The organism is Kocuria dechangensis (assembly GCF_014636775.1).
GTDB classification, from domain to species: domain Bacteria; phylum Actinomycetota; class Actinomycetes; order Actinomycetales; family Micrococcaceae; genus Kocuria; species Kocuria dechangensis.
Genome location: NZ_BMEQ01000030.1, coordinates 1 through 25,154, shown reverse-complemented (window position 1 = coordinate 25,154; position 25,154 = coordinate 1). Strand labels below are relative to the sequence as shown.

The following is a 25,154-nucleotide window of genomic DNA, read 5'->3' as shown; positions in this document are numbered from 1 at the left end:
GCATGAAAGCCTGGTCCGCCCGACCCGTCCCCGACCTCCCCGGCGAGGCCCCCCTGCCGGTCGTGCAGGACACCCGGCTGCGGCGCCGCGTCGAGCTGCCCCGCCAGGAGCGCGCCAGCCTCTATGTCTGCGGCATCACCCCCTACGACGCGACCCACATGGGCCACGCCGCGACCTACGTGGCCTTCGACCTCCTGCACCGCGCCTGGCTCGACGCCGGGACGCCCGTCGACTACGTCCAGAACGTCACCGACGTCGACGACCCCCTGCTGGAGCGCGCCGACGCGACCGGCGTGGACTGGCGCGACCTCGCCGCGGAGCAGACCGAGCTCTTCCGCACGGACATGACCGCCCTCAACGTCCTCCCGCCCCAGCACTACGTGGGCGCGACCGAGGCCGTGGACTGGATCGTCCCCGCCGTCGAGGGGCTCGTGGAGCGCGGCCTGGCCTACCGGGTGCCCGGCCACGACGGCGAGCCGGAGGGAGACGTGTACTTCGACGTCGAGGCCGCCGGCGCGCTCGGGGACGACGACGCGTGGGTGCTCGGGGAGCTCTCCCACATGACGTCGGAGCAGATGCTCTCGGTGTTCGCCGAGCGCGGCGGGGACCCGGAGCGGCCGGGCAAGCGGCACCGTCTGGACCCGCTGCTGTGGCGCGTGGAGCGCCCGGGGGAGCCCGCCTGGGACGGCGCGTCCCTCGGCCCCGGCCGGCCGGGCTGGCACATCGAGTGCTCGCTCATCGCCCTGCAGTACCTGCCCGCCCCGTTCACCGTCCAGGGCGGCGGCTCCGACCTCGTCTTCCCGCACCACGAGATGGGCGCCGGGCACTGCTGGGCGCTGACCGGCAAGCCCATGGCCCAGCACTTCCTGCACACCGGGATGGTCGGCCTCGACGGCGAGAAGATGTCCAAGTCCCGGGGCAACCTGGTGCTCGTCTCCAGGCTGCGCACCGACGGGGTGGAGCCCGCCGCGATCCGCACCGCCATCCTCGCCCACCGCTACTCCGACGAGTGGTCCTGGACCGACCTGCTGCTCGCCGGCGCCGTCGCCCGGCTCGACACCTGGCGCCGCGCCCTCGCGGTGGCCCCCGCGGGCAGCGCCGCCCCCGTGCTCGGGGCCGTGCGAACCGCCCTGGCCGACGACCTCGACGCCCCCGCCGCGCTCGCGGCCCTCGACGACTGGGCCGCCGCCGCCCTCACCGCCGGCGCCGAGCCCTCCGCGGAGGACGCCCGGCTGGTCCGGGACCTGGTCGAGGCCCGCCTCGGCGTCGTCCTCTGACCCGCCCGGCCGGCCCGCCACCGGGCCGGCCGGGACGACCGTGCGCCGAGGGGCGGCACCCGCACCGGGTGCCGCCCCTCGGCGGTGCGGGCTCGGCCCGCGGGTCACTTCTCGTCGCGGCGGCGGCGCAGGTAGCGCTCGAACTCCTTGGCGATGGCGTCCCCGGTGGCCTCGGGCAGGTCGGTCGTGTCCTTGGCCTCCTCGAGCTGCTGGACGTAGGCGGCGATCTCGGGGTCGTCCGCGGCCAGCTCGTTGACCCCGCGCTCCCACGCCTCGGCGTCCTCGGCGATGGTGTCCAGGGGCAGGGTGATGTTCAGCAGCTCCTCCAGCTCCCGCAGCAGGGCCAGCTGGGCCTTGGGGGAGGGGGACTGGGAGACGTAGTGGGGCACCGCCGCCCACAGGCTCACGGTGGGGAACCCGCCGAGGGAGGCCATGTGCGAGAGCACGCCCACGATCCCGGTCGGCCCCTCGTACTGCGAGGGCTCGATCCCCAGCTCCTCCTGCAGCTCCGCCGTGTCCGAGGTCTTGGTCACGGGGATGGGGCGGGTGTGCGGGACGTCGGCGAGCAGGGCCCCGACCATCACCACGAAGTCGACGTCGAGCAGGGTCGCCTGCTCCAGCAGCTCCGCGGTGAACGAGCGCCACCGGTAGGAGGGCTCCCAGCCGTGGAGCAGCACGAGCTCCAGGTTGCTGCCGGGCACCGACGCGGTGGACAGCCGGGTCGTGGGCCAGGCGATCTTGACCTCCCCGGTCGCGGAGCGGCGCACCACCGGCCGGGAGAACTGGTAGTCGTAGTAGTCGTCCGGCGTGACCTCGAACACGTCCTTGGCCCCGTAGTGCTCGGCCAGGAACTGCACGGCGTCCGTGGCGGCGTCCCCGGCGTCGTTCCAGCCCTCGAAGGCGGCCACGAGCACGGTCACGCGCTCCTGGTCGCCGCTCTCACGGACGACGCCGAAGGGCCCGGCCTCGGGTGCGGGGGACGAGTCGTCGAATGTGCTCACCCTCCCACCCTACGCGCGAGCACCCCGGCGCACGAGAGGACCCCCGCCGGAGGTTCCCCGTGTTGCGGCCACTACGATAGGGCCATGCCACCGCTGTCCTCCCACGCCGTCCCCCTGTCCGATCCCCGCCCGGGGGACGTGCTGCCCTCCGCCGTCCTGTTCGACATGGACGGGACCCTCGTGGACACGGAGCCCTACTGGATCGCGGCGGAGATCGAGCTGGTCACCGCGCACGGCGGGACCTGGACCGAGGACGACGCCCTGGCCCTGATCGGCTCGGGGCTCGAGGACGCCGCCGCCGTGCTGCAGGCCGCCGGCGCGGACCTGGGGATCCGCGAGATCGTCGACCGCCTGCTCGCCCGGGTCAGCGCCCGGGCGCGGGAGCGGATGATCTACAAGGACGGCGCGCTCGAGCTGGTCGCCGCCCTGCGCGAGCACGGCGTGCCGCTGGCCCTGGTCACCAGCAGCGAGAAGCCCCTGGCGGAGGTCGTGATCGAGGCCTTCGGCGGCCGCGGGGTCTTCGACGTGGTGGTCACCGGCGACCTCGGCCACCCCGCCAAGCCGGCCCCGGACCCGTACCTGATCGGCGCCTCGCGGCTGACCCGGGCCGCCGGGCGCGCGCTCGACCCCGCCCGGATGGTCGCCGTGGAGGACTCCCGCACCGGCATCCGCTCCGCGACCGCCGCCGGGATCTTCACCCTCGGGGTGCCCAACATGGTCCCCGTCCACGACGCCGGCGCCGACCTCGTGCTGCCCACCCTCGCCGGGCTGACCCCCCACGAGCTCGGGCGGCTCGTGCGCGGGGTGACCGCGTGAGCCCCGCCGGCCGGAGCGCGGGGATCCCGCTCGGCCGCCTCGGCGGGGTCCCCGTCACTCTGTCCTGGTCCTGGTTCGTCATCGCGGCCGTCACGGTGGTCCTCTACACCCCCGTGCTGATGGCCCGGTACCCCGAGCTCGGCGGGCTGAACTACGCCGTCGCCCTGGGCTTCGCCCTGACGCTGGCCCTGTCCGTGCTCCTGCACGAGCTCGCCCACGCCTGGACGGGCCGGGCCTTCGGCTGGCCCACGGGCCGGATCGTGCTCACGCTGCTGGGCGGGCACACCAGCTTCGGCGACGTGCGCACCGCGCCCCTGGCCTCGGCCGTGGTCTCGCTCGCAGGCCCCGCCGTCAACCTCGCCCTGGGTCTGGCCGGGCTGGCCGCGCTGCGGCTCGGCGAGCGCCCCGACACGCTGGGCTGGATCCTGCTCGACCTCACCGCCTGGGCCAACCTCATCGTGGGCGTCTTCAACGTCCTGCCCGGCCTGCCCCTGGACGGCGGGCGGGTCGTCGAGGCCGTCGTGTGGGCGGTCACCGGCCGCGAGTCCTCCGGCACGGTCGCCGCGGCCTGGGCCGGGCGCGTGCTCGCTTCGGGCCTGGTCCTGGGGGTCGTGGCCACGGGCCTGTGGCGGCAGACCACCATGCTGCTGCTCGTCCTGCTGATTGCGGCGTTCATGTGGCAGGGCGCCACCGCCTCCCTGCGGGCGGCCGCCGTCCTCACCCGGATGCACGGGATCAGCGCCACCACCCTGGCCCGGCCCGCGGTGGGCGTGCCCGCGAGCGCCTCGCTCGGGCACACCGACCGCGTCGTCACCGCGTTCCTCGCCCGGCGCCCCGCCGACGCCCGCCCTGAGGTGCCCGACGTCGTCGCCCTGGACGCCGACGGACGGGTGGTCGGCGTGCTGGAGCCCGCCGCGGCCAACGCGGTGCCCGCCGCCCGGCGGGAGAGCACGCCGCTGACGGCCGTGCTGCACGGGGTCGCCGCGGACGCGGTGCTCGACGCCGGGCTGCGGGAGGAGGCGCTGCTGCGGGCGGTCGCCGCCCGGCAGCACCCCCGGTGGGTCGTCACCGGGCCCGACGGCGCGCCCGTCGGCGTGCTGAGCACCGCCGCCCTCGAGCGGCTGCTGACCGGCTGACCGCGGCCCCCGGCGACGGGGCTGCGGCGGCGGTGACACAATGGGGGGCGGACCCCCGCAGACCTCCGCGCCGGCCCGCCCCGGACCCCGGCGGCGCCCCGCGAAGACACCCCACGAAAGTGAGCCGATGACCGGACCCGCTGACCAGACCGCCACCACGTCCCCCGCGCCCGCCCCGGCCGGCGCCGCGCCGGCCGGGCCCCGGGGCGCGGCCAACCGCCGCGGGCCCTTCCGCGCCGGGGAGCGCGTGCAGCTCACCGACGAGCGCGGGCGGATGAACACGGTGACGCTCGCGGACGAGGGCGAGTTCCACTCCCACCGCGGGGTGCTGCCGCACAGCGAGCTCATCGGCCGCCCGGAGGGCACCGTGGTGGAGAACTCGGCCGGGTTCCGGTACCAGGCGCTGCGGCCGCTGCTCAAGGACTTCGTGCTGTCGATGCCCCGCGGCGCCGCCGTCGTCTACCCCAAGGACGCGGGCCAGATCGTCACGATGGCCGACATCTTCCCCGGCGCGCGCGTGGTCGAGGCCGGCGTGGGCTCGGGGGCGCTGTCGATCTCCCTGCTGCGCGCGGTCGGCGACGAGGGGCACCTGCACTCGTTCGAGCGGCGCGAGGAGTTCGCCGACATCGCGCGCGGCAACGTCGAGACCATGTTCGGCGGGCCCCACCCCGCGTGGCGGATCTCGATCGGCGACCTCGCCGAGGAGCTGGGGGAGCAGGAGGAGCCCGGGTCCGTGGACCGCGTGGTCCTCGACATGCTCGCCCCCTGGGAGTGCCTCGACGCCGTCGCCACCGCCCTCGCCCCGGGCGGGGTGGTCATCTGCTACGTCGCGACCGTCACCCAGCTCTCCCGCACCGCCGAGGCGATGCGCGCCGACGGCCGCTTCACCGAGCCGGACGCGTCCGAGACCATGGTGCGCGGCTGGCACGTCGAGGGCCTCGCCGTGCGCCCCGACCACCGGATGGTCGCCCACACCGGGTTCCTGATCTCCGCCCGCCGCCTCGCCGACGGCTCCGAGCGGCTGGCGCCCAAGCGGCGGGCCTCCAAGTCGGAGTTCAGCCAGGAGGACCTCGACGCCTGGACCCCCGTCGCCCTGGGCGAGCGGGACGTGTCCGGCAAGAAGCTGCGCCGCGCCGGCCGGGAGGCCCTCGGCCTCGCCGAGCGCGCCGCCCGCGCCGGCGGCGGGTCCACGGCCGGGGTCCTCGGCGACGGCCCGGAGACCGCGCCGCAGGCCCCCGCCGGTCCCGCGGCCGAGGGCGAGGAGCGGGAGCGGCCGTGACCGAGACCCCGCGCCCGCAGCAGGCCGTGCCCGCGGATCCGGAGGAGGCCCGCCGGGCCCTCGTGAACGCGCAGCGCCAGGTGAACATCCTCCGGGACCAGAAGCGCAGCCTCGACAAGCAGCTCGCGGCCGCCGGCACCCAGAACCAGAAGCTCGTCCGGCTCCTCGACGCGACCCGCACCGAGATCCGCCAGCTCAAGCGGGCCCTGGAGAACGACCTCGTCCCGCCCCTGAGCCAGGGCACCGTCCTGCAGGCCAACCCCGGCCGGGCCCCCGTGGGCGAGCAGACCGGCAGCGGCCCCGCCGTCACCGAGCCCACCCTCGACGTCCTCGTGGCGGGCCGGAAGATGCGCGTGGCCGTGAGCCCGCTCGTGGACCCCGCCGCGTGCGAGCCCGGCCGGCAGGTCCTGCTGGACCAGAACTACGTCGTGGGCGCCGTGCTGGACTACGAGCAGACCGGGGAGATCGCCACCGTCAAGGAGATCGTCGACCACGACCGCGTGCTCACCGTGGGCCGGTCCGACGAGGAGCGGGTCCTGCTGCTCTCGGGCCGGCTCCGCCGCAGCCGCCCGGCCGTCGGCGACGCCGTGTCCATCGACCACCGCACCGGCTTCGCCCTGGAGCCCATCGAGCGCAGCGACGTCGAGGAGCTCGTGCTCGAGGAGGTGCCCGACGTCTCCTACGGCGACATCGGCGGGCTCGGCCCGCAGATCGAGCAGATCCGCGACGCCGTCGAGCTGCCCTTCGTCCACCCCGAGCTCTACCGGGAGCACGGCCTCACCCCGCCCAAGGGCATCCTCCTCTACGGCCCGCCCGGCAACGGCAAGACCCTCATCGCGAAGGCCGTCGCCCGCTCCCTGGCCGAGCGCGCCGCCGACCGCGCGGGCCGCGCCCAGGCGCTGGGCTACTTCCTCAACATCAAGGGGCCCGAGCTGCTGGACAAGTACGTGGGGGAGACGGAGCGCCAGATCCGCTCGATCTTCCTGCGCGCCCGCGAGCAGGCGGCCCGGGGCATCCCCGTGGTCGTGTTCTTCGACGAGATGGACTCCCTGTTCCGCACCCGCGGCTCCGGGCTGTCCTCGGACGTGGAGACCACGATCGTCCCGCAGCTGCTCACCGAGATCGACGGCGTGGAGCGGCTCGACAACGTCATCGTCATCGGCGCGACCAACCGGGAGGACATGATCGACCCGGCCGTGCTCCGCCCCGGCCGGCTGGACGTGAAGATCCGCATCGACCGTCCCGACGCCGAGGGCGCCGGGGAGATCCTGCGGCTCTACGTCACGGAGGCCCTGCCCCTGCGCCAGGCGGAGGTCGACGCCGCGGGCTCGCGCACCGGGGCGGTGGCCGCCCTGGTGGACGCCGCGGTGGCACGGATGTACGAGAAGAGCCCCGAGACGCAGTTCCTGCACCTGAGCTACCGCGACGGCACGGAGGAGACGCTCTACTTCAGCGACTTCACCTCCGGGGCCGTGATCCGCAACGTGGTGGACCGGGCGAAGAAGCAGGCCATCAAGGACCTGCTCACCACCGGGGTCCGCGGGATCAGCCGGGAGCACCTGGTGCGGGCCGTCGACGAGGAGTTCCACGAGCAGCAGGACCTGCCCAACACCTCCAACCCGGAGGACTGGGCCAGGATCTCCGGCCGGCGCGGGGACACCATCACCGACCTGCGCGTGGTGCTGCACCGCAACCCCCACCCCGCGGGGCCGGGGGAGCGCGGCGGACGGGGAGCGGCGTGACCGTCCGCCGCGTCATGGGCGCGGAGACCGAGTACGGGGTGCTGGCCACCGGCAACCCCGGGGCCAACGCCACGGTGCTGTCCACCCAGGTCGTGACCACCTACGCGGCGCTCGTGCGCCGCCGGCTCGGCGCCGCGCACGCCGCCGCCGGGTGGGACTACCACGGGGAGAGCCCGCTGCAGGACGCCCGCGGCTACACCGTGCCGCGCGAGCAGGCCGACCCCTCGCAGCTCACCGACGTCGCCCCGGTGCTCACGGCCGAGGAGATCGCCGCCGAGGCGCTCACGGAGACCGGCCTCTACGCGGAGTCCATGGACCGCCGCCAGGTCGTGATGAACACGGTCCTGCCCAACGGCGCCCGGCTCTACGTGGACCACTCCCACCCGGAGTACTCCTCCCCGGAGGTCACCACCCCCCGCGACGCAGTCCTGTGGGACGCCGCCGGCGACCGGGTCGCCCTCGACGCGGTGCGCGCGATCGCGGCCTCGGCGGAGGGGACCGGCCTCGACGTCGTGAACCTCTACAAGAACAACACCGACAACAAGTCCGTCTCCTACGGCGCCCACGAGAACTACCTCGTGCCCCGCGGCGTGGCCTTCGACCGGCTCGCCTCCGGCCTGCTGCCGTTCTTCGCCTCCCGCCAGGTGGTGTGCGGGGCCGGGCGCGTGGGCCTCGGGGACCGCGGGCAGCGCCCCGGCTTCCAGATCAGCCAGCGCGCCGACTTCTTCGAGCGGGAGGTGGGCCTCGAGACCACCATCCACCGCCCGATCGTGAACACCCGGGACGAGCCGCACGCGGACTCGCACCGGCACCGGCGCCTGCACGTCATCATCGGCGACGCCAACCTCTCCCACACCGCGAGCCTGCTGAAGTTCGGCACCACCTCCCTGGTGCTGGGCCTGATCGAGGCCGGCGCCGCGCCGGACGTCGTCCTCGCCGACCCCGTCGCCGCCCTGCAGGCCATCAGCCACGACCCCGGCCTCACCGCCACCGTGGCCCTGCGGGACGGCCGCCGGCTCACCGGCGTCCAGCTGCAGCGGCTCTACCTCGACGCCGCCCGCGCCCACGAGCTCGCCGGCGGCGGCCCCGACGCCGCGACCCGCGAGGTCCTCGAGCTGTGGGAGGAGGTCCTGGACGCCCTCGAGTCCGACCCCCTGTCCCTGGCCGACCGCCTGGACTGGGTCGCCAAGTACGCCCTGCTCCTGGGCTACCGCCGCCGCGACGGCCTCGGTTGGGACGACCCCCGCATGACGCTCGTGGACCTCCAGTACCACGACCTCCGCCCCGAGAAGGGCCTGCACCACAAGCTCGTGGCCGCCGGGCGGATGCGCACCCTCTTCGACGCCGAGCAGATCGAGCGCGCGGCCGGCACGCCGCCGGCCGACACCCGGGCGTGGTTCCGCGGCCGCGTCGTCACCCGCTTCCCCGACGACGTCCTCGCCGCCAACTGGGACTCCGTCTCCCTGACCCTGCCCGGGGTCCGCCGCGGCGCCCGCGTCGCCATGCCCGAGCCCCTCGGCCTGGCCCGCGACGACGTCGGCCCGCTCCTGGACGGCGCCGCCGACGCCGAGGAGCTCGTCCGCGGCCTCGCGGCCGCCCGCCCCGACCTCGTGCACACCGGCTCGCTGGGCTGAGCGCCGGCCGCCCCGCCAACCGCCCCCGACATCCACCCGAGACCCACCACCCGACACCCACCACCCGACACCCACCACCCGACACCCACCACCCGACACCCACCACCCGACACCCACCACCCGACACCCACCACCCGACACCCACCACCCGACACCCACCACCCGACACCCACCACCCGACACCCGACACCCAGGAGGACCCGACATGGCCCAGGAACGCATCTTCGGCAGCGGCGCCCAGCGCCGGGAGGAGACCGAGCTCCCCGAGCCCGGCGCCCCCGCCCCCGCCGCCGCCCAGGCGCAGACCGGCACCAGCAGCGCCGACGACCTCCTGGCCGAGATCGACGGCGTCCTCGAGAGCAACGCCGAGGAGTTCGTGAAGGGCTTCGTGCAGAAGGGCGGCCAGTAGCCCCATGGACCGCAGGATCTACGGCATCGAGACCGAGTTCGGGATCGCCCACAGCGCCCCGGACGCCCGCCCCCTCACCCCCGAGGAGGCCGCCCGCAAGCTGTTCACCCCCGTCGTGGCCTGGGGCCGGTCCTCGAACGTGTTCCTGCCCAACGGCGGCCGGCTCTACCTCGACGTCGGCTCCCACCCCGAGTACGCGACCGCCGAGTGCGCCACGCTCGAGGACGTCGTCGCCCAGGACAAGGCGGGCGAGCTCATCCTCGAGGACCTCCGGCAGCAGACCCAGGAGGCGCTGGCGGCCGAGGGCGTGCCCGGGCAGCTCTACCTGTTCAAGAACAACGTGGACTCCCAGGGCAACTCCTTCGGCTCCCACGAGAACTACATGATCGCCCGCCGCACCGAGTTCGCCCGGCTCGTGTCGATCCTCATCCCCTTCCTCGTCACCCGCCAGATCATGGTCGGCGCCGGGAAGGTCCACCCGCGCGGGCCCGAGGACTTCGGCACCGTCCCGGTGGGCCCGGGCGACGGCGCCCCCAGCTACTCCTTCTCCCAGCGGGCGGACCACATCTGGGAGGGCTCCTCCTCGGCCACCACCCGCTCCCGGCCGCTGATCAACACCCGCGACGAGCCGCACGCCGACGCCGAGCACTACCGCCGGCTGCACGTGATCGTGGGCGACTCGACGATGTCCCAGACCACGACCGCCCTGCGGATCGGCGCCACCGACCTCGTGCTGCGGATGATCGAGGCCGGACAGATCCTGCCCGACCGCACCATGGTCGACCCCGTCCGGGCCCTCCGCGAGATCTCCCACGACCCCACCGGCACCCGCCCGGTCGAGCTCGCGGACGGCACCCGGCGCTCGGCCCTGGACCTGCAGCGCGGGTTCCTCGACGCCGTGCGCTCGTTCGTGGACCGCGAGGGCGCCCACCACGACCGCGTGCCCTGGGTCCTCGACCTGTGGGAGCGCGCCCTCGACGCGGTGGCCCGGCAGGACACCTCGGGGATCGACACCGAGATCGACTGGGCGATCAAGAAGAAGCTGCTGGACGGCTACGCCGCCCGCCACGGCCTGGACCTCTCCTCCCCGCGCCTGGCCCAGCTCGACCTCGCCTACCACGACACCGCCCCCGACCGCGGGCTGTTCAACCTGCTGCAGCGGCGCGGGCTCGCCGCGACGTTCGTGCCCGCGGAGCGGGTCGAGGAGGCCGTCGGGACCCCCCCGCCCACCCGCGCCGCGATCCGCGGGCGCTTCATCGAGGCCGTCGTGGCCTCCGGGCACAACTACACGGTCGACTGGGTGCACCTGAAGGTCAACGACCGCACCCAGCGCACGGTGACGTGCAAGGACCCCTTCGCCACGCGGGACCCCGAGGCCGACGCGCTCGTGGCCGGCCTGCGCCCGGCGGCGGAGGAGCGCTCGGCCCACGGCGACGCCCCCGTGATCTGACCGCCCCGGCGGCCCGCCGCGGCGGCCCGTCCAGTCAATGCCCAGCGCCCTGCACTAGGCTGGGCCGCGGTCCCGGCCCTCGCCGACCGTCCCCTCCTGACCCTTTCCGGCCGACCCTGAGGAAGAAACCTGTGCGAAAGACCCTGACCACCACCGGTGCCGCCCTGTCCCTGACGCTCCTGCTGGCGGGCTGCTCCGGCGGCACCGGCGTCGACACCGTCGAGCTCGCCGGGGACCCGGCCGAGGGCACGGCCCCCTCCGTGACGTTCGAGACCCCCATGAACGTCGAGGAGGCCTCGGCGAAGGTGCTGCGCGAGGGCGAGGGCGCGGAGCTCGAGGAGGGCGACACCCTGCTGCTCCAGGCCGCCCTCTACAAGGGCTCGGACGCGTCCTCGATCGGCGAGACCTACTCCCGCGGCGCCGGCCAGGTGCTGAAGCTGGAGGAGGGGCTCAAGGAGACGATCCCCGAGATGTACGAGGAGCTGGTGGACGCCAAGGAGGGCGCCATCATCGCCTACTCCTCCCCGGAGACCTCCGGCGCCGCCGGCGACGAGTCCACCTCCGTCGAGGTCTACGAGGTCGTCCGGAAGATCCCCACGGAGATCGAGGGCGAGATGCAGGACGCCCCGAAGGGCCTGCCGGAGGTCACCGAGAACGAGCAGGGCGTGCCCGTCGTCGCCGAGCCGGAGGGCAAGGCCCCCAAGAAGCTCGTGTCCGAGTACCTCATCGAGGGCGACGGCGAGGAGGTCGCCGAGGGCGACACCGTCATCGCGAACTACGTGGGCGTCAAGTGGTCCGGCGGCGAGCCCTTCGACTCCTCCTACGAGGCCGGCACGCCCGCGGCCTTCGCCCTGGACCAGGTCATCGAGGGCTGGAAGAACGGCCTCGTGGGCAAGAAGGAGGGCTCCCGCGTCATGCTGTCGGTGCCCGTGGCCCAGGCCTACGGCACGGAGAAGGACCTCGGCGAGGACTCCAGCTACCCGGCCGGCGACCTGATCTTCGTCGTCGACATCCTCGCCGCCGAGGACACCCCGGAGCCCCCGGCCGAGCCCGAGGCCACCACGTCCCCGAGCGCCTCGCCGTCGGCCTCGCCGACCGGGGAGTAGCGCCCGGTCCGCTATCGTTGCCCGGTGGGGCTCCGGCCCCACCGACCCGTCACCGTCCCCAGAACGAGGAGCACCCATGTCCTTCGGAGAGCGCAAGCTGGACCGCACCAAGCCGGAGATCGACTTCCCCGAGGGGGAGGCGCCCACCGAGCTCGTCATCACCGACCTCGCCGAGGGCACGGGCGCGGAGGCCACCCCCGGCAAGGAGATCTCGTGCCACTACGTGGGCGTGACCTTCTCCGGCGGGGAGGAGTTCGACTCCTCCTGGAACCGCAACCAGCCCCTGGACTTCACCGTGGGCGTCGGCCAGGTCATCGAGGGCTGGGACAAGGGCCTGCTGGGCATGAAGGTCGGCGGCCGCCGCCGGCTCGAGATCCCCTCCGACATGGCCTACGGCTCCCGCGGCGCGGGCGGGGTCATCGGCCCGGACGAGGCCCTGATCTTCGTCGTGGACCTGCTGGACGTGCGCTGAGGACCCAGCCGATGGCAGCCCGATCGACGGAGCGGCTTCTCAACCTGCTCATCGCCCTGGTCTCCCGCGAGCGCGGGTACACGCGCGCCGAGTTGCGGGAGGCCGTTCCGTCGTACGCCGAGTCCGCCTCGGAGGACGCGTTCGAGCGCATGTTCGAGCGCGACAAGGCGGAGCTGCGCGACCTCGGGTACCCCATCGAGGAGGTCTCCGAGGACCCCCTCTTCCCGGACGACACGCACGGGCACCGGTACCGGATCCCGCGCGGGTCGTTCACCCTCCCGCCCCTGCAGTTCACCGCGGAGGAGTCCGCGGTGCTCGCCCTGGCGGCGAACGCCTGGACGGACGCGTCCCTGGGCGAGCTCGCCCGGCGCGCGCTGCGCAAGCTCGAGCCCGCCATCGGGGACCAGCCCGAGGACGACGCCCCGCCGCTGCTGCAGCCCACCCTCACCGCCCACGAGCCGTCGTTCGAGCCGCTGCTCTCCGCCGTGGTCCGCCACCGCGAGGTGCGCTTCGACTACCTGGCGCGCAGCACCGACCAGCTCACCACGCGCCGGCTGCAGCCGTGGGGGATCGGCTCCCGCTACGGCAACTGGTACGTGGTCGGGTGGGACCTGGACCGCCAGGACTCGCGGACGTTCCGGCTCTCGCGGATCATGTCCGACGTCACCGTCACCCGCAAGCAGTTCGAGCCCCCGGCCGGGTTCTCCATGAACGACGCGCTGTCCCACATGGTCTCGGACGCCCCCGCCCGGACCGTCACGGTCCTGGCCCGGCCCGGCCACGCCCTCATGCTGCGCCGCATGGCCTCCGGGCTGGAGCCCGGAGCGGGCCCGGACGGGTGGGACCGCCTGCACATCCCCTTCGTGGAGACCGAGATCCTCGCCGAGGAGATCGCCGCGGCGGGCCCCGGCGTCGTCGTCCCCGAGGGCGGGGACGGCACGGGCCCGATGCTGCAGGCCGAGGCCCGCGCCGCCGTGGTGCGCCGGCTGCGCGCGGCCGCCGACGTCGTGGCCCGGTTCCGCGGGGTCGCGGTGGACTGGTCCGTGAAGTCCCGCAAGGGCACCCGCAACAAGCTCTCCACGGCCGACCACCTCTCCCGCCTGCTCGAGATCGTCCGGTACGTCTACGCCCACCAGGGCGCCGAGCTCGAGGAGACCGCCCACCGGTTCGGGATCACCGACCAGGAGCTCATCGCGGACCTGAACACCCTGTTCGTCTGCGGCAAGCCGGGGCACATGCCGGACCAGCTCATCGACGCCTCCTGGGACGACGGGCACGTCTACCTCTCCAACGCCGACGAGCTCTCCGACCCCGTCCGCCTCACCCAGCCGGAGGCCTCCGCGCTGCTCGTTGGCCTGCAGACCCTGCGCACCGTGCCCGGCGGGGACTCCGAGGCCGTGGCCTCGGCCATCGCGAAGGTCGCCGGCGCCGCCGGGGACGCCGGGGTGCTCGCCAACGCGGTCGGGGCGCGGCCCATCACCGACGAGCCGGCCCCCGCGCTCGACGACGTCATGGCCACCGTGCGCCGTGCCGTCGAGCAGCGCCGGCGGCTGCGGATCCGCTACGTCGTCCCCTCCCGGGACGAGCTCACCGAGCGGGTCGTCGACCCCGTGCAGGTCTTCTCCTCCAACACCCACTGGTACGTCCGCGCGTGGTGCCTCGCCGCCGAGGGCATGCGCAACTTCCGGCTGGACCGGATCTCCTCCGTGGCGGACGCGGGACCGGCGGGGGAGCGGCCCGCCGCCCAGGAGGCCGCCGCCGCGACCCGCCCGGCGCCCGGGGCGCCGGACACCGTGGAGGTCGTCCTCGTCACCGACCGGCGCAGCCGGTGGATCGCCGACCAGTACCACGCCACCCGCACCGCGGCGGTCCGCCCGCCGGCCGGCGCCGGAGCCGGCCCGGCCGGGGGCCACGAGGCGGCGCTGATCGGCTTCCAGACCGTCGAGGCCGTGTGCTCCCTCATGACCCGCTACGGCGGGCAGCTGGCCGTGGCCGGACCCGACGACGTCGTCGAGCAGGTGGAACTCTGGGTGAACTCTGCTCTGGAGCCCTACCGGGAGGACACGGCCGCCTGAGCCGTCCGCCTATACTGGAGGGCATGCTCTGGTGGTCGTGGGTCCTGCTCTGGACGGTCCTCGTCCTGCTCGGCGCCGCGTTCATCGGTCTGATGCTGTGGCGGCTGACCAGGACCGTGCTCACCTTCCTGCGGGACACCGAAGCGGTGGCCGGGGAGTTCACCCAGCGCTGGGACGCCGCCGCCGCCGGCGTGCAGCGTCCCGTCCGGGCCCAGCCGGAGCCGGCCCTGTTCACCCCCGTGGGACAGGCGCTGGCGGACTACCGGTTCGGCAGGGACCAACGAGAAACCGCCCGTCTGCAGCGCCGCATGGAGCGCAAGGACCGCATGGGCCAGCCGCAGCGGATCAGCGACATCCGCAGGGCTGAACGGAAAGGAATGTTCAATGGGTAGATTGTTCGACAGCCCCGTCATGCTGCTGATCATCCTGCTGGTGATCCTGCTGCTCTTCGGCGCGCCGAAGCTGCCGGGCATGGCCCGCAGCCTGGGCCAGTCGATGCGCATCTTCAAGTCCGAGGTCAAGGAGATGAAGAAGGACGACCAGCCTGCGGGCTCCGGCGTCGTGATCGACGGGGAGCCGGTGCGCGACGGGCAGAACGTCACCCCCGAGCCCGGCCCCACCGGGCCCGCGGACCCCGAGGCCCCGCGCAACCCCGACCAGCGCCCGGGCAGCCCCGCGGCCTGATCCGGGACCCGGCCCCGCGTCCGAGCGGTCCGCCGCCCACCGTCGCCGGCGGTGCGGGCGGCGGGCCGCTCGCGCGAGCGCCCCGTCCAGCCCGACCCCGACGTCCCGAAGGTCTCCATGTCCTCACAGCCCAGCAGCGCCCCGAAGAAGCCCCGGTCCAAGCGCAAGGCCAATCCGCAGGCGCAGATGGCCCTGGCCGAGCACCTCCGGGAGCTGCGCAACCGCCTCATCAAGTCCGCGGTCGCCACCGTGGTCGGCACGATCGCCGGCTTCTTCCTCTACGAGCCGTTCATGACCGCGCTCAAGGCGCCGGTGGACCGGCTCAACGAGCAGTCCGGCCGCGAGGCCGTCATCAACTTCTCCGGTGTGGGCTCCTCCTTCAACATCATGGTCGAGGTCTCGGTGGTGCTGGGCCTGATCCTGGCCAGCCCCGTGTGGCTCTACCAGCTCTGGGCCTTCGTCACCCCCGCCCTGCACCGGACCGAGCGCCGCTACGCGCTGGGCTTCCTCACCGCGGCGATCCCGCTGTTCCTCTCCGGCGTGGCGGTGGCCGTGCTCGCCCTGCCGGCGGCCGTGTTCGCGCTCACCGCGTTCACCCCCGAGGGCTCCTCCAACATCATCACCGCCAACGAGTACATCCGCTTCGTGCTGCAGCTGGTGCTCACCTTCGGGGTCGCCTTCGTGCTCCCGGTCTTCCTCGTGGGGCTGAACATGGTCGGCCTGCTCTCCGGGCGCACGGTCCTCAAGAGCTGGCGGATCGTGGTGGTCCTCGTGCTGCTGGTCTCCGCCATGGCCGCCCCCGGCCCGGACCCCATGACCATGTTCTACCTCGCGGTGCCCCTGCTCCTGCTGTTCTTCGTGGCCGTGGGCCTGTGCCTGCTCCTGGACCGGCGCCGGGCCCGGCGCGAGGCCCGGCGGGAGGCCGCGACCGGCTCCTCCGCCGACGCCGGGACCTCCGCGGAGGAGCTCGAGCGGCTGGGCCGCGACGACGAGGGCCGCGCCCCGCAGGAGTGACCGGCCCGGCCCGCTCGGCCCGCCGCGAACGCACCCCGCCGGCCCGGTCCGCCGCAGCCGCCGGGCAGTAGTGTTGTGCCATGTCCTCCTACGCCGACCGATACCAGGCCGCGAAGCAGCGGGCCGCCCACGCGAGGACGGAGCTGGCCGCCTTCGAGCAGCGCCTCGAGTTCGAGATGGACGAGTTCCAGACCGTCGCCTGCCGGGCGCTCGAGGACGGCCGCGGGGTGCTCGTGGCCGCGCCCACCGGCGCCGGCAAGACCGTGGTGGGGGAGTTCGCGGTGCACCTGGCGCTGTCCCGGGGGCAGAAGGCGTTCTACACGACGCCCATCAAGGCGCTCAGCAACCAGAAGTTCCACGAGTTCTCCCGCGCCTTCGGTGCCGGCAGGGTGGGGCTGCTGACGGGCGACACCTCCGTGAACTCCGAGGCGGACGTCGTGGTGATGACCACAGAGGTCCTGCGCAACATGCTCTACGCCGACTCGCCGACCCTGCTCAACCTCGGCTTCGTGGTGATGGACGAGGTGCACTACCTCGCCGACCGGTTCCGCGGGGCCGTGTGGGAGGAGGTCATCATCCACCTCCCGGACAGCGTCCAGCTCGTGTCCCTGTCCGCCACCGTCTCCAACGCCGAGGAGTTCGGGGCGTGGCTGGACACCGTGCGCGGGGACACCGACGTCGTCGTCTCCGAGCACCGCCCCGTCCCGCTGTGGCAGCACGTGCAGGTGGGCGGGCGCCTGCTGGACCTCTTCGTGGACGACACCACCGTCGAGGAGGCCGCCGAGCGGATCGGCGGCCCCGGACGGGACGAGCCCGAGGTCAACCCGGAGCTGCTCCAGCTCGCCCGCGCCGAGCACCCCCGCGGGGGGCGCCGCGGCGGGCGGGGGCCCGGGGGCCGCTCCCGGGACCGGTTCGCGCGCCGCAACGGCGGGGAGGGCTACCGGCCCAGCGCCGAGACCCGCCGCGTGTCCCGGCCCCAGCTGATCCGCCGGCTCGACGCCGAGGGGCTGCTGCCCGTCATCACGTTCATCTTCTCCCGGGCCGGCTGCGACGCCGCGGTCCAGCAGTGCGTCACCGCGGACATCCGGCTCACCACGGACAAGGAGCAGCAGACGATCCGGGCGCGGGTGGCCGAGACCGCCGCGAGCCTCGAGGCCGTGGACCTCAACGTCCTGGGCTTCTACGAGTGGCGCGACGGCCTGCTGCGCGGGGTCGCGGCCCACCACGCGGGCATGCTGCCGGCGTTCAAGGAGCTCGTCGAGGAGCTGTTCGCCGAGGGGCTCGTCAAGGCCGTGTTCGCGACCGAGACCCTCGCGCTGGGCATCAACATGCCCGCCCGCTCCGTGGTGCTCGAGAAGCTGGACAAGTTCAACGGTGAGTCCCGGGTGGACATCACGCCGGGGGAGTACACCCAGCTCACCGGCCGCGCCGGGCGCCGCGGGATCGACGTCGAGGGCCACGCCGTGGTGCTGTGGCAGCCCGGCATGGACCCGCGCGCCGTGGCGGGCCTGGCCTCCAAGCGGACCTACCCCCTGAACTCGAGCTTCCGGCCCACCTACAACATGTCGGTGAACCTGATCGCCCAGTTCGGCGCCCGCCGCTCCCGCAAGATCCTCGAGTCGTCCTTCGCCCAGTTCCAGGCGGACCGCTCCGTGGTGGGCCTGGCCCAGCGGGTCCGGTCCCAGGAGGGGTCCCTCAAGGGCTACGAGGAGGCCATGACCTGCCACCTCGGGGACTTCACCGAGTACGCGGCGCTGCGCCGGGAGCTCAAGGACCTCGAGCGCTCCGCGGAGAAGTCGCTGTCCCGGCTGCGGCGCTCGGACGCCGTCGCGTCCCTGCACAACCTGCTGCCCGGGGACGTCGTGGACATCCCCCGCGGGCGCAACGCCGGCTACGCGGTGGTGCTCGCGACCGACCCCAACCGGGACGACCCCCGCCCGTCCATCCTGACCCTGGACCACCAGATGCGCCGCGTCGGCGTGCAGGACCTGGACGGGCCCCTCGAGCCGGTCTCCCGGATCCGGATCCCCAAGCACTTCACCGGCAGGACGCCCAAGGAGCGGCGCGACCTCGCCTCCTCGGTGCGCAACGCCCTTCACGAGCACAAGCCCCCGCGCGGGGGCGGCCGCGGGCACGCCATCCAGTTCGACCGCGGCACCAGCGCCGCCGAGCGCCGGATCGCGGAGGTCCGCAAGGCCCTGGTCGCCCACCCCTGCCACGGCTGCTCCGACCGCGAGAACCACGCCCGGTGGGCCGAGCGCTGGTGGACGCTGCGCCGCGACACCGACGGCCTGCTGCGCCAGATCGAGAGCCGCACCAACACCATCGCCAAGACGTTCGACCGCGTCTCCCGGGTGCTGGCCTCCTTCGGCTACCTCGAGGCCCTGCCCGACCACGAGCTCAGGCCCACCCGGGCCGGGGAGCAGCTGCGCCGGATCTACGGCGACCGGGACCTGCTGCTGGCGCTGAGCCTGCGCGACGGCTTCCTCGAGGGGCTCGACCCCGCCGCCACCGCCGGAGTGATCACGATGCTCGTCTACCAGGCCAAGCGCGAGGACCAGGGCATCCAGCCCGTCCTGCCCAGCGCGGCCATGGACCGCGCCGCCCAGACGGTCGTGCGCAACTGGTCCCGGCTCACCGACAGCGAGGCGGAGCACCACCTCAGGCCCACCGCCGAGCCCGAGTTCGGGCTCGTGGAGCCCATGTACCTGTGGGCCCGCGGCGCGACCCTGAGCACCGCCCTCTCCGGCACGGAGCTCGCCGCCGGCGACTTCGTCCGCTGGTCCAAGCAGGTGATCGACATGCTGGACCAGCTCGCGAAGATCGACCTGCTCGACGCCGGCGTCCGCGCCCAGTGCCAGCGCGCGATCGCCCTGGTGCGCCGCGGCGTCGTCGCCCACTCCGCGTTCGAGGACTGACCCCGACGCACCCCGCCCCTCCGGGCTCGCTCCCGAGCCCACCCCGACCGTCCCGAACAGGAGACCCGTGACCTCCCCCCTCAGTTCCGCCGCGCCCTCGGACGCGCCCGCATCCCGCCCGGTCCTGTACCGCAACGGATCGGTGTACAGCCCGGCCGACCCGTTCGCCACCGCCCTGCTCGTGGACGGCGCCCGGGTCGCGTGGATCGGCTCCGAGGAGGCCGCCACCTCCATCCAGGACGCCTCCATGGACGTCGTCGACCTCGACGGGCGGCTGCTCGCCCCCGGCTTCGTGGACTCCCACGTGCACGTCACGGAGACCGCGCTCGCGCTGTCCACCCTCGACCTCGGCGCCGCGTCCTCCCTGCGGGAGGCCCTGGACGCCGTGGCGGAGGCCGCGCGCACCGGCACCGGCCCGCTCCTGGGCTCCGGCTGGGACGAGTCGGTGTGGCCCGAGCGGCGCGCCCCGACCGCGGAGGAGCTCGACCGGGCGGCCGGCGGGCGCGAGGTGTACCTGACGCGCGTCGACGTCCACTCCGGGGTGGTCTCGACCGCTCTGGCGCGCCGGCTGGAGCTGGCCGGCGTCGAGGGCTGGCTCGGCGACGGCCGGGTGGAGCACGCCGCGCACGACCGCGTCCGCGCCGCCACGCGGGAGTTCGGCCCCGGGCGCCGGGCCGAGCTGCACCGGCTGGCCCTGCGCCACGCAGCATCCCAGGGCTACGTGGCCCTGGCGGAGAACAACGCCGAGCAGATCGCGCCGTTCGAGGACCTGGTGCGCCTCGTGGCGCTGGCCGAGCACGGGGTCGGCGCCGAGGGCCCATCGCCCCGGGTCCTGCCCTACCGCGGCGAGCTCGTGGCCACCGCCGAGGAGGCCCGCGCGGTCGCCGCCCGGTTCGACGCGGCGCTGGCCGAGCTGATCGGCCGGCCCGTGACCGCCCGCGAGTCCCTGATCGGGCTGGCGGGAGACCTGTGCGTGGACGGCGCCCTCGGCTCGCGCACCGCCGCGCTGCGCGCCCCCTACGCCGACGCACCGCGCACCTCCGGGGACCGCTATCTCGACGCCGAGGCCGTCGCCGCCCACCTCGCCGCCACCACGGAGGCCGGGCTCCAGGGCGGCTTCCACGTCATCGGCGACTCCGGGATGGACGCCGCCCTCGACGGGCTGGACCTCGCCGCGCGGCGCGTGGGGGAGCGGGCGCTGCACTCCGCCGGCCACCGCCTGGAGCACGCCGAGATGGTCGACCCCGCCGGCATCGAGCGGCTGGCGCGGCACGCGGTCACCGTCTCCCTGCAGCCCGGCTTCGAGGCCGCCTGGGGCGGGCCCGGCGGGCTCTACGAACAGCGCCTCGGCGCCGAGCGGGCCGCGGGCATGAACCCCCTCGCGTCCTTCTACCGGGCGGGCGTGCCCGTCGCCCTGGGCAGCGACGCCCCCGTGCTGCCCCTGTCCCCGTGGGAGACCGTCAGGGCGTGCCTCGAGCACCACGACCCGGAGCAGCGGATCTCCGCGCGCGCCGCCTTCCTCGCCCACACGCGCGGGGCCTGGCGGGCCGCGCGCACCCCCGACCCCATGCAGGGCCAGCTCGCGCCGGGGACCCCGGCCTCCTTCGCGGTCTGGGAGGTCGAGTCCCTCATGGTGCAGCAGGCCGAGGGGACCGGCGCGTCGTGGAGCACGGATCCCCGGGCCCGGACCCCGCTGCTGCCGGCCCTCGACGGCACGGCCATGCCGGTGTGCCACCAGACCGTCCTCGACGGGACGGAGCTGTACCGGTCCGCGCAGTTCTGACCCGCCGCACCGTCCCGTCCCGGCGGGCCCGGGGGCGGGCTGCGATCCGCGTCCGCGGTCCGGGGCGTGTCGGCCGGTCTTGGTCCGCGGCACGGCGCAGGATAGGCTGGACGCCTACTACCGGGTGGGCTCACCCGTCCTTAGAAAACAGGTCCGCATCCCCTCAGGGCGGACCTGGTCCGAAGGCGGGTGGGCCTGCCCTGTGGTTTTTTGGCGCCAGACCCCGAAAGGACCCACACGGTGCGCGTACTGACCGTCATCCCCACCTACAACGAGCGCGAGTCCCTCCCGATCGTCATGGACCGGCTCCGCCAGGCGGTGCCCGACGCCCACGTGCTGGTGGTCGACGACAACAGCCCCGACGGGACCGGGCAGCTGGCCGACGACATGGCGGCCGCCGACCCCAGCATCCAGGTGCTGCACCGCACCAGCAAGGACGGCCTGGGCGCGGCCTACATCGCCGGCTTCCGGTGGGGCCTGGCCCGCGACTACGACGTGCTGGTCGAGATGGACGCCGACTGCTCCCACCAGCCCGAGCAGCTGCCGCTGCTGCTGGACGCCGTCGAGCGCGGCGCGGACCTCGCCATCGGCTCCCGGTACGTCCCGGGCGGGCGCACCGTGAACTGGCCGCTCCAGCGCCAGCTGCTCTCCCGCGGCGGCAACCTCTACGCCCGCACGCTGCTCGGGTCGCGGATCCACGACATCACCGCCGGCTACCGGGCCTTCCGCCGCCAGACGCTCGAGCGGATCGGCCTCGACTCCGTGGAGTCGAAGGGCTACTGCTTCCAGATCGACCTGGGCTGGCGCACCGAGCGGGCCGGGCTCAACGTCGTGGAGGTCCCCATCACGTTCGTGGAGCGGGCCGAGGGCGTGTCCAAGATGAGCCCCGACGTCACCCGGGAGGCCGTCGTGCGCGTGGCCCAGTGGGGCCTCACCGCCCGCGCCCGCACCCTGGCGGGCAAGCTCTCCCGCCGCTGATCCCGGCCGCCGCCGCAGACGACAGGACCCCGCCCGTTCCCGGGCGGGGTCCTGTCGTCTGCGGGCCTCGGCTCAGATCGCGTGCTTCTGGCGGTAGTACTCGATCCGCTGCTGCAGGATCTCCTCGAGCTCCTCCGTGCTGCGCCGCTCCAGGAGCATGTCCCAGTGCGTGCGCTGGTGCTTCTCGTTGGGGTTCACCGGCTTCTCGCCGTTGACGATGATGGCTTCCTTGCCCGTCTTGGAGACCCACACCGGCGGGATCTCGGCCTCCGCGGCGAACGTGACCACGACCTTCTCGCCGTCCTCCGTGCGGTACTCGACGCGCTGACGCGGAGCCGGCTCGACGCCGGCCTCGGTCTCCATGGACTGGGAGCCCAGACGCATTCCCCTGAGGCTGCGATCGCTCATTCTGGTGGTTCCTCCATATAACTGACGGTGGCCACGACGGTGGCGCACGCTCGGGCTGACGGCGGGTGCAGGACCCTGGGTCCAGGGGATGCAACGCACGGACCGCCGGGGATGTTCCCGCGGACGACCCCGGGCATGTTCCGGCCGGTGCTCCCGGCAGCCGTTCCGGGCGGGCCGGGTGCCGCGGGTCAGCGGGTCCCGGACCCGCCCTCCGGCGGGAGCGGGGTGTCGCGGACCACGGGGGCGTCCGGGTCGATGGTCGCCGAGCGGGGGATCGTGAACTCGTCCGGGTCCACCGTGGTGCGCTCCAGGTTGGGCTTGAGGTCCTCCTCCGTGACCCGCACCTCGTCCGGCTTCACGATGGGCTCGTCCTCGCCCTCGGGCACCGGCTCGGTCTCGTCGTCGATCGCGTCGCCCCAGTCGCGCCGGGGGCCCGAGCCGTCGGGGTCGGGCCGGGACAGGAACTCGCCGACGCCGCGCAGGGCGTCGCCCAGCTCGGCGGGGATCATCCACACCTTGTTGGCGCTGCCCGCGGCAACCTTCGGGAGCGTCTGGATGTACTGGTAGGCCAGGAGCTTCTGGGTGGGCCTGGCGCGGTGGATCGAGTCGAAGACCTTCCGGATCGCCTGGGCCTCGCCGTCGGCGCGCAGGATCGCGGCCTTCGCCTCGCCCTCGGCCGAGAGGATGGCCGCCTGCCGCTGGCCCTCGGCCATGAGGATCCGGGACTGCTTGTCACCCTCGGCGGTGAGGATCACGGCGCGCCGCTCCCGCTCCGCGCGCATCTGCTTCTCCATGGAGTCCTGGATCGACGGCGGGGGAGAGATCTCCTTGATGTCCACCCGGGAGACGCGGATGCCCCAGCGCCCCGTCGTGGAGTCGAGCACGCCGCGCAGCTCGGCGTTGATCTTGTCCCGGGAGGTCAGGGCCTCCTCGAGGTTCAGGCCGCCGACGACGTTGCGCAGCGTGGCCGAGGTGAGCTGGTCCGCGGCCTGGATGTAGTCGACGATCTCGTACGTGGCCGAGCGGGGGTCGGTGACCTGGAAGTAGACGACGGTGTCGATCCCGACCACCAGGTTGTCCTCGGTGATCACCGACTGCGCAGGGAACGACTGGACCTGCTCGCGCAGGTCGATCAGCGGCAGGAGCCGGTCCACGAACGGGATGAGGAAGTGCAGCCCTGGCGAGAGGGTGGCCTGGTACTTGCCCAGGCGCTCGACGATCCCCGCCCTGGCCTGCGGGATGATCCGCACCGACCGGAGCAGGATGATCGCCACCAGGACGACCAGGAGGACGAGCAGGACGATGACGGCGAGGTCCACGGGTGCCTCTCTTCGATGGAGTCGGTGCGGGATCCGGTGCCGGATCCGATGCAGGTCTCGGGGTGGGGTCGGAGGGCGAGGCCGGTCTGTCCGGTCAGAAGGACGGGCGCGGCGCGCCCCGGCCCTCGGTGGCAGGGGCGGGGTGCGGGGCCACGACGACGGTCGCGCCCTCCACCCGGTGCACGTACACGTCCGTCCCGGTGGGCAGGGACTCCCCGGTGAGCGAGCGGGCGCTCCAGGTGTCGCCCTCGAGCCGGACCAGGCCGCTGCGGGCGGTGACGGGGTCCAGCACCTGGCAGGGCAGGCCCACGAGTCGTGCGACGTTGGAGACCGTCTCCGGTGTGGACCGGTTGAGCCGGCGCAGCGCGACCGGCCGGACCAGGAAGATCAGCAGCACCGAGGTCACGGCGAACGCGACCACCTGGATCACGAAGTTGTCGGTGATCCAGCTCAGGCCGAAGGCCAGGAGGGCGGCTGCGGACATCATCAGGAACAGGAAGTCCAGGGTCAGCATCTCGACGGCCGCCAGGACGATGACGGCGACCAGCCAGAAGAGCCACGCGTTGTCGGTGAGCCATTCCCACATGTTCTTCCCCGTTCCTCGAATGCGATCACAACGGGATGCTGCGCTGTGCTCCCATTGTGCCTCAGCCCCCTCAACACAACCTGGAGCGGCGTGCCGCGCAGGCGAGACGCGTCGCAGGTCCACCCGTGGAATAGCATTCGTTCACCGCGCGTTCACCTGCTGATAAGGGAGCCGCCGTCGCCCCCGGGACGCAGAGGCCCCGCAGCCGGCACGTCGACGACCGCGGCCTCCGGACGAGGTCGCCCCGACGGGCAACGGCACAACGGAACAGGGGAGGCAGGACATGAAGCTCATCACCTCGGTGGCGGTCTCCGCCGCCGGCGCGTGGCTGGCCGGCACCGCCACGGCCCTGGTGGGCCTGTCCGCGCTGCACTCCCATCTGCCCGCCCTCATGACCCGCCTCACGAAGGCCGAGCCCGACTTCGAGCGGGCGCTCGTGCTGCTGGGGACAGGGGAGTGCGACCCCCTCGACCCAAGGTGCGAGGCCCTTCGCGCCGACCTCGAGGCCCGCCACGGCCGTCCCGTGGTCTACGTGGACCTCACCGTGCGCCCGGGGACGTCCGCCCGCCATGCCGCACACGTCCGGGAGCGCGCCCAGGACTTCCATGCGGATTTCCTGCTCGACCACGACGCCCTCCGCTGGGCGGAGCAGGCCGCGACGGACACCGGCGTGCCGGCCGACGGGCCCGCGGTCACGGCCTGACGGGAGTGCTTCTGCGAGAGCACGTCGTGCTGGTCATCGCCCCGTGACGGCCCGGCGTGGGCACGCGTCCACGACGGCGGGTCCTGCGGAGGTCGGTTCTGGGGTGCGCGGCACCATGGGGGCGCGCCCGGGGCCACTCCTGTCGGGGGTTCCCTCCCCGGCACCTCCGGCCCGGAGTGCTTCGCTGAGGGATTCCTCGGTTCTGGTCATGGGCTGAACGCTCCGGTGGAGGCTGAATGTTGACCCTCGCTGGCCTCCGCCTGATGTTTCCACCAGCACTGGATGGTTGAGGGTTACCGGGCCCTGTCCCGGGGGGTGGGTGGGGGTCTGGGAGACTGGGTGGGTGGCAGGGAAGGGACAGGGA

The 25,154-nt window shown here is 73.9% G+C and carries 22 protein-coding genes; 18 read left to right on the top strand and 4 right to left on the bottom strand.

Annotated elements, in window-relative coordinates:
* Positions 1-2 precede the first annotated feature (2 nt).
* Positions 3-1,277: a cysteine--1-D-myo-inosityl 2-amino-2-deoxy-alpha-D-glucopyranoside ligase gene (gene mshC / locus IEW07_RS17885; RefSeq protein WP_188539727.1), complete on the top strand. Its 1,275-nt coding sequence runs from the start codon at positions 3-5 to the stop codon at positions 1,275-1,277.
* A 104-nt stretch (positions 1,278-1,381) separates the two neighbouring features.
* On the opposite strand, the gene IEW07_RS17880 is transcribed toward mshC, so the two are convergent.
* The gene (locus IEW07_RS17880) at positions 1,382-2,278 is read right to left on the bottom strand and encodes a PAC2 family protein (protein ID WP_188539725.1); all 897 of its coding nucleotides are present in this window, start codon (positions 2,276-2,278) and stop codon (positions 1,382-1,384) included.
* A gap of 84 nt (positions 2,279-2,362) precedes the next feature.
* Here IEW07_RS17880 and IEW07_RS17875 point away from each other — a divergent pair, with 84 nt between their 5' ends.
* From IEW07_RS17875 to IEW07_RS17800, 16 genes are all read left to right on the top strand, one after another.
* Positions 2,363-3,094, top strand: coding sequence for an HAD family hydrolase (locus IEW07_RS17875; RefSeq protein WP_188539723.1), 732 nt, complete (start codon positions 2,363-2,365; stop codon positions 3,092-3,094).
* Positions 3,091-4,230 (top strand): site-2 protease family protein, encoded by a 1,140-nt coding sequence (locus tag IEW07_RS17870; RefSeq protein ID WP_188539721.1) that lies wholly within the window; start codon positions 3,091-3,093, stop codon positions 4,228-4,230. Before IEW07_RS17875 ends, IEW07_RS17870 begins: the two co-directional genes overlap by 4 nt.
* A 127-nt stretch (positions 4,231-4,357) precedes the next feature.
* Positions 4,358-5,509 carry a tRNA (adenine-N1)-methyltransferase gene (locus IEW07_RS17865; protein WP_229741949.1) on the top strand — a complete coding sequence of 384 codons (1,152 nt, stop codon included), beginning with the start codon at positions 4,358-4,360 and terminating at the stop codon, positions 5,507-5,509.
* On the top strand, positions 5,506-7,251 hold the full coding sequence (gene arc / locus IEW07_RS17860; RefSeq protein ID WP_188539719.1) for a proteasome ATPase: 1,746 nt from the start codon (positions 5,506-5,508) through the stop codon (positions 7,249-7,251). Before IEW07_RS17865 ends, arc begins: the two co-directional genes overlap by 4 nt.
* Positions 7,252-7,265: 14 nt before the next feature.
* Positions 7,266-8,885, top strand: a complete 1,620-nt coding sequence (dop, locus tag IEW07_RS17855) for a depupylase/deamidase Dop (RefSeq protein WP_188539749.1) — start codon at positions 7,266-7,268, stop codon at positions 8,883-8,885.
* Between the two features lie 205 nt (positions 8,886-9,090).
* Entirely contained in the window at positions 9,091-9,294 is a 204-nt protein-coding gene (locus tag IEW07_RS17850) for a ubiquitin-like protein Pup (RefSeq protein WP_188539717.1), read from the top strand.
* Positions 9,295-9,298: 4 nt separating this feature from the next.
* Positions 9,299-10,744 (top strand): Pup--protein ligase, encoded by a 1,446-nt coding sequence (gene pafA / locus IEW07_RS17845; protein ID WP_188539714.1) that lies wholly within the window; start codon positions 9,299-9,301, stop codon positions 10,742-10,744.
* Between the two features lie 131 nt (positions 10,745-10,875).
* Positions 10,876-11,850, top strand: a complete 975-nt coding sequence (locus IEW07_RS17840) for an FKBP-type peptidyl-prolyl cis-trans isomerase (RefSeq protein ID WP_188539712.1) — start codon at positions 10,876-10,878, stop codon at positions 11,848-11,850.
* A 76-nt stretch (positions 11,851-11,926) separates the two neighbouring features.
* Positions 11,927-12,322, top strand: coding sequence for an FKBP-type peptidyl-prolyl cis-trans isomerase (locus IEW07_RS17835; protein WP_188539710.1), 396 nt, complete (start codon positions 11,927-11,929; stop codon positions 12,320-12,322).
* Positions 12,323-12,333: 11 nt separating this feature from the next.
* Positions 12,334-14,397 (top strand): WYL domain-containing transcriptional regulator, encoded by a 2,064-nt coding sequence (locus IEW07_RS17830; protein ID WP_188539709.1) that lies wholly within the window; start codon positions 12,334-12,336, stop codon positions 14,395-14,397.
* 23 nt (positions 14,398-14,420) lie between these two features.
* Positions 14,421-14,789: a hypothetical protein gene (locus IEW07_RS17825; RefSeq protein ID WP_188539707.1), complete on the top strand. Its 369-nt coding sequence runs from the start codon at positions 14,421-14,423 to the stop codon at positions 14,787-14,789.
* The gene (gene tatA / locus IEW07_RS17820; RefSeq protein ID WP_188539705.1) at positions 14,782-15,081 is read left to right on the top strand and encodes a Sec-independent protein translocase subunit TatA; all 300 of its coding nucleotides are present in this window, start codon (positions 14,782-14,784) and stop codon (positions 15,079-15,081) included. The genes IEW07_RS17825 and tatA overlap by 8 nt, the downstream gene beginning before the upstream one ends.
* 117 nt (positions 15,082-15,198) lie before the next feature.
* Positions 15,199-16,095: a twin-arginine translocase subunit TatC gene (tatC, locus tag IEW07_RS17815; RefSeq protein WP_229741948.1), complete on the top strand. Its 897-nt coding sequence runs from the start codon at positions 15,199-15,201 to the stop codon at positions 16,093-16,095.
* Positions 16,096-16,175: 80 nt separating this feature from the next.
* The gene (locus IEW07_RS17810) at positions 16,176-19,013 is read left to right on the top strand and encodes a DEAD/DEAH box helicase (RefSeq protein ID WP_188539703.1); all 2,838 of its coding nucleotides are present in this window, start codon (positions 16,176-16,178) and stop codon (positions 19,011-19,013) included.
* Between the two features lie 67 nt (positions 19,014-19,080).
* Positions 19,081-20,796, top strand: a complete 1,716-nt coding sequence (locus tag IEW07_RS17805; RefSeq protein WP_188539701.1) for an amidohydrolase — start codon at positions 19,081-19,083, stop codon at positions 20,794-20,796.
* Positions 20,797-21,036: 240 nt separating this feature from the next.
* Positions 21,037-21,774: a polyprenol monophosphomannose synthase gene (locus IEW07_RS17800; RefSeq protein WP_188539699.1), complete on the top strand. Its 738-nt coding sequence runs from the start codon at positions 21,037-21,039 to the stop codon at positions 21,772-21,774.
* A gap of 72 nt (positions 21,775-21,846) precedes the next feature.
* On the opposite strand, the gene IEW07_RS17795 is transcribed toward IEW07_RS17800, so the two are convergent.
* The 3 genes from IEW07_RS17795 to IEW07_RS17785 all read right to left on the bottom strand — a co-directional run bounded on the left by IEW07_RS17795 (position 21,847) and on the right by IEW07_RS17785 (position 24,087).
* Positions 21,847-22,182 carry an RNA polymerase-binding protein RbpA gene (locus IEW07_RS17795; protein ID WP_188539698.1) on the bottom strand — a complete coding sequence of 112 codons (336 nt, stop codon included), beginning with the start codon at positions 22,180-22,182 and terminating at the stop codon, positions 21,847-21,849.
* Between the two features lie 188 nt (positions 22,183-22,370).
* On the bottom strand, positions 22,371-23,501 hold the full coding sequence (locus IEW07_RS17790; protein WP_188539696.1) for an SPFH domain-containing protein: 1,131 nt from the start codon (positions 23,499-23,501) through the stop codon (positions 22,371-22,373).
* A 94-nt stretch (positions 23,502-23,595) separates the two neighbouring features.
* A complete protein-coding gene (locus IEW07_RS17785; RefSeq protein WP_188539694.1) occupies positions 23,596-24,087 on the bottom strand; it encodes an NfeD family protein in 492 nt (163 codons plus the stop codon).
* Positions 24,088-24,370: 283 nt separating this feature from the next.
* On the opposite strand from IEW07_RS17785, the gene IEW07_RS17780 reads away from it, so the two are divergent.
* Entirely contained in the window at positions 24,371-24,790 is a 420-nt protein-coding gene (locus IEW07_RS17780; protein WP_188539693.1) for a hypothetical protein, read from the top strand.
* Positions 24,791-25,154: the final 364 nt, after the last annotated feature.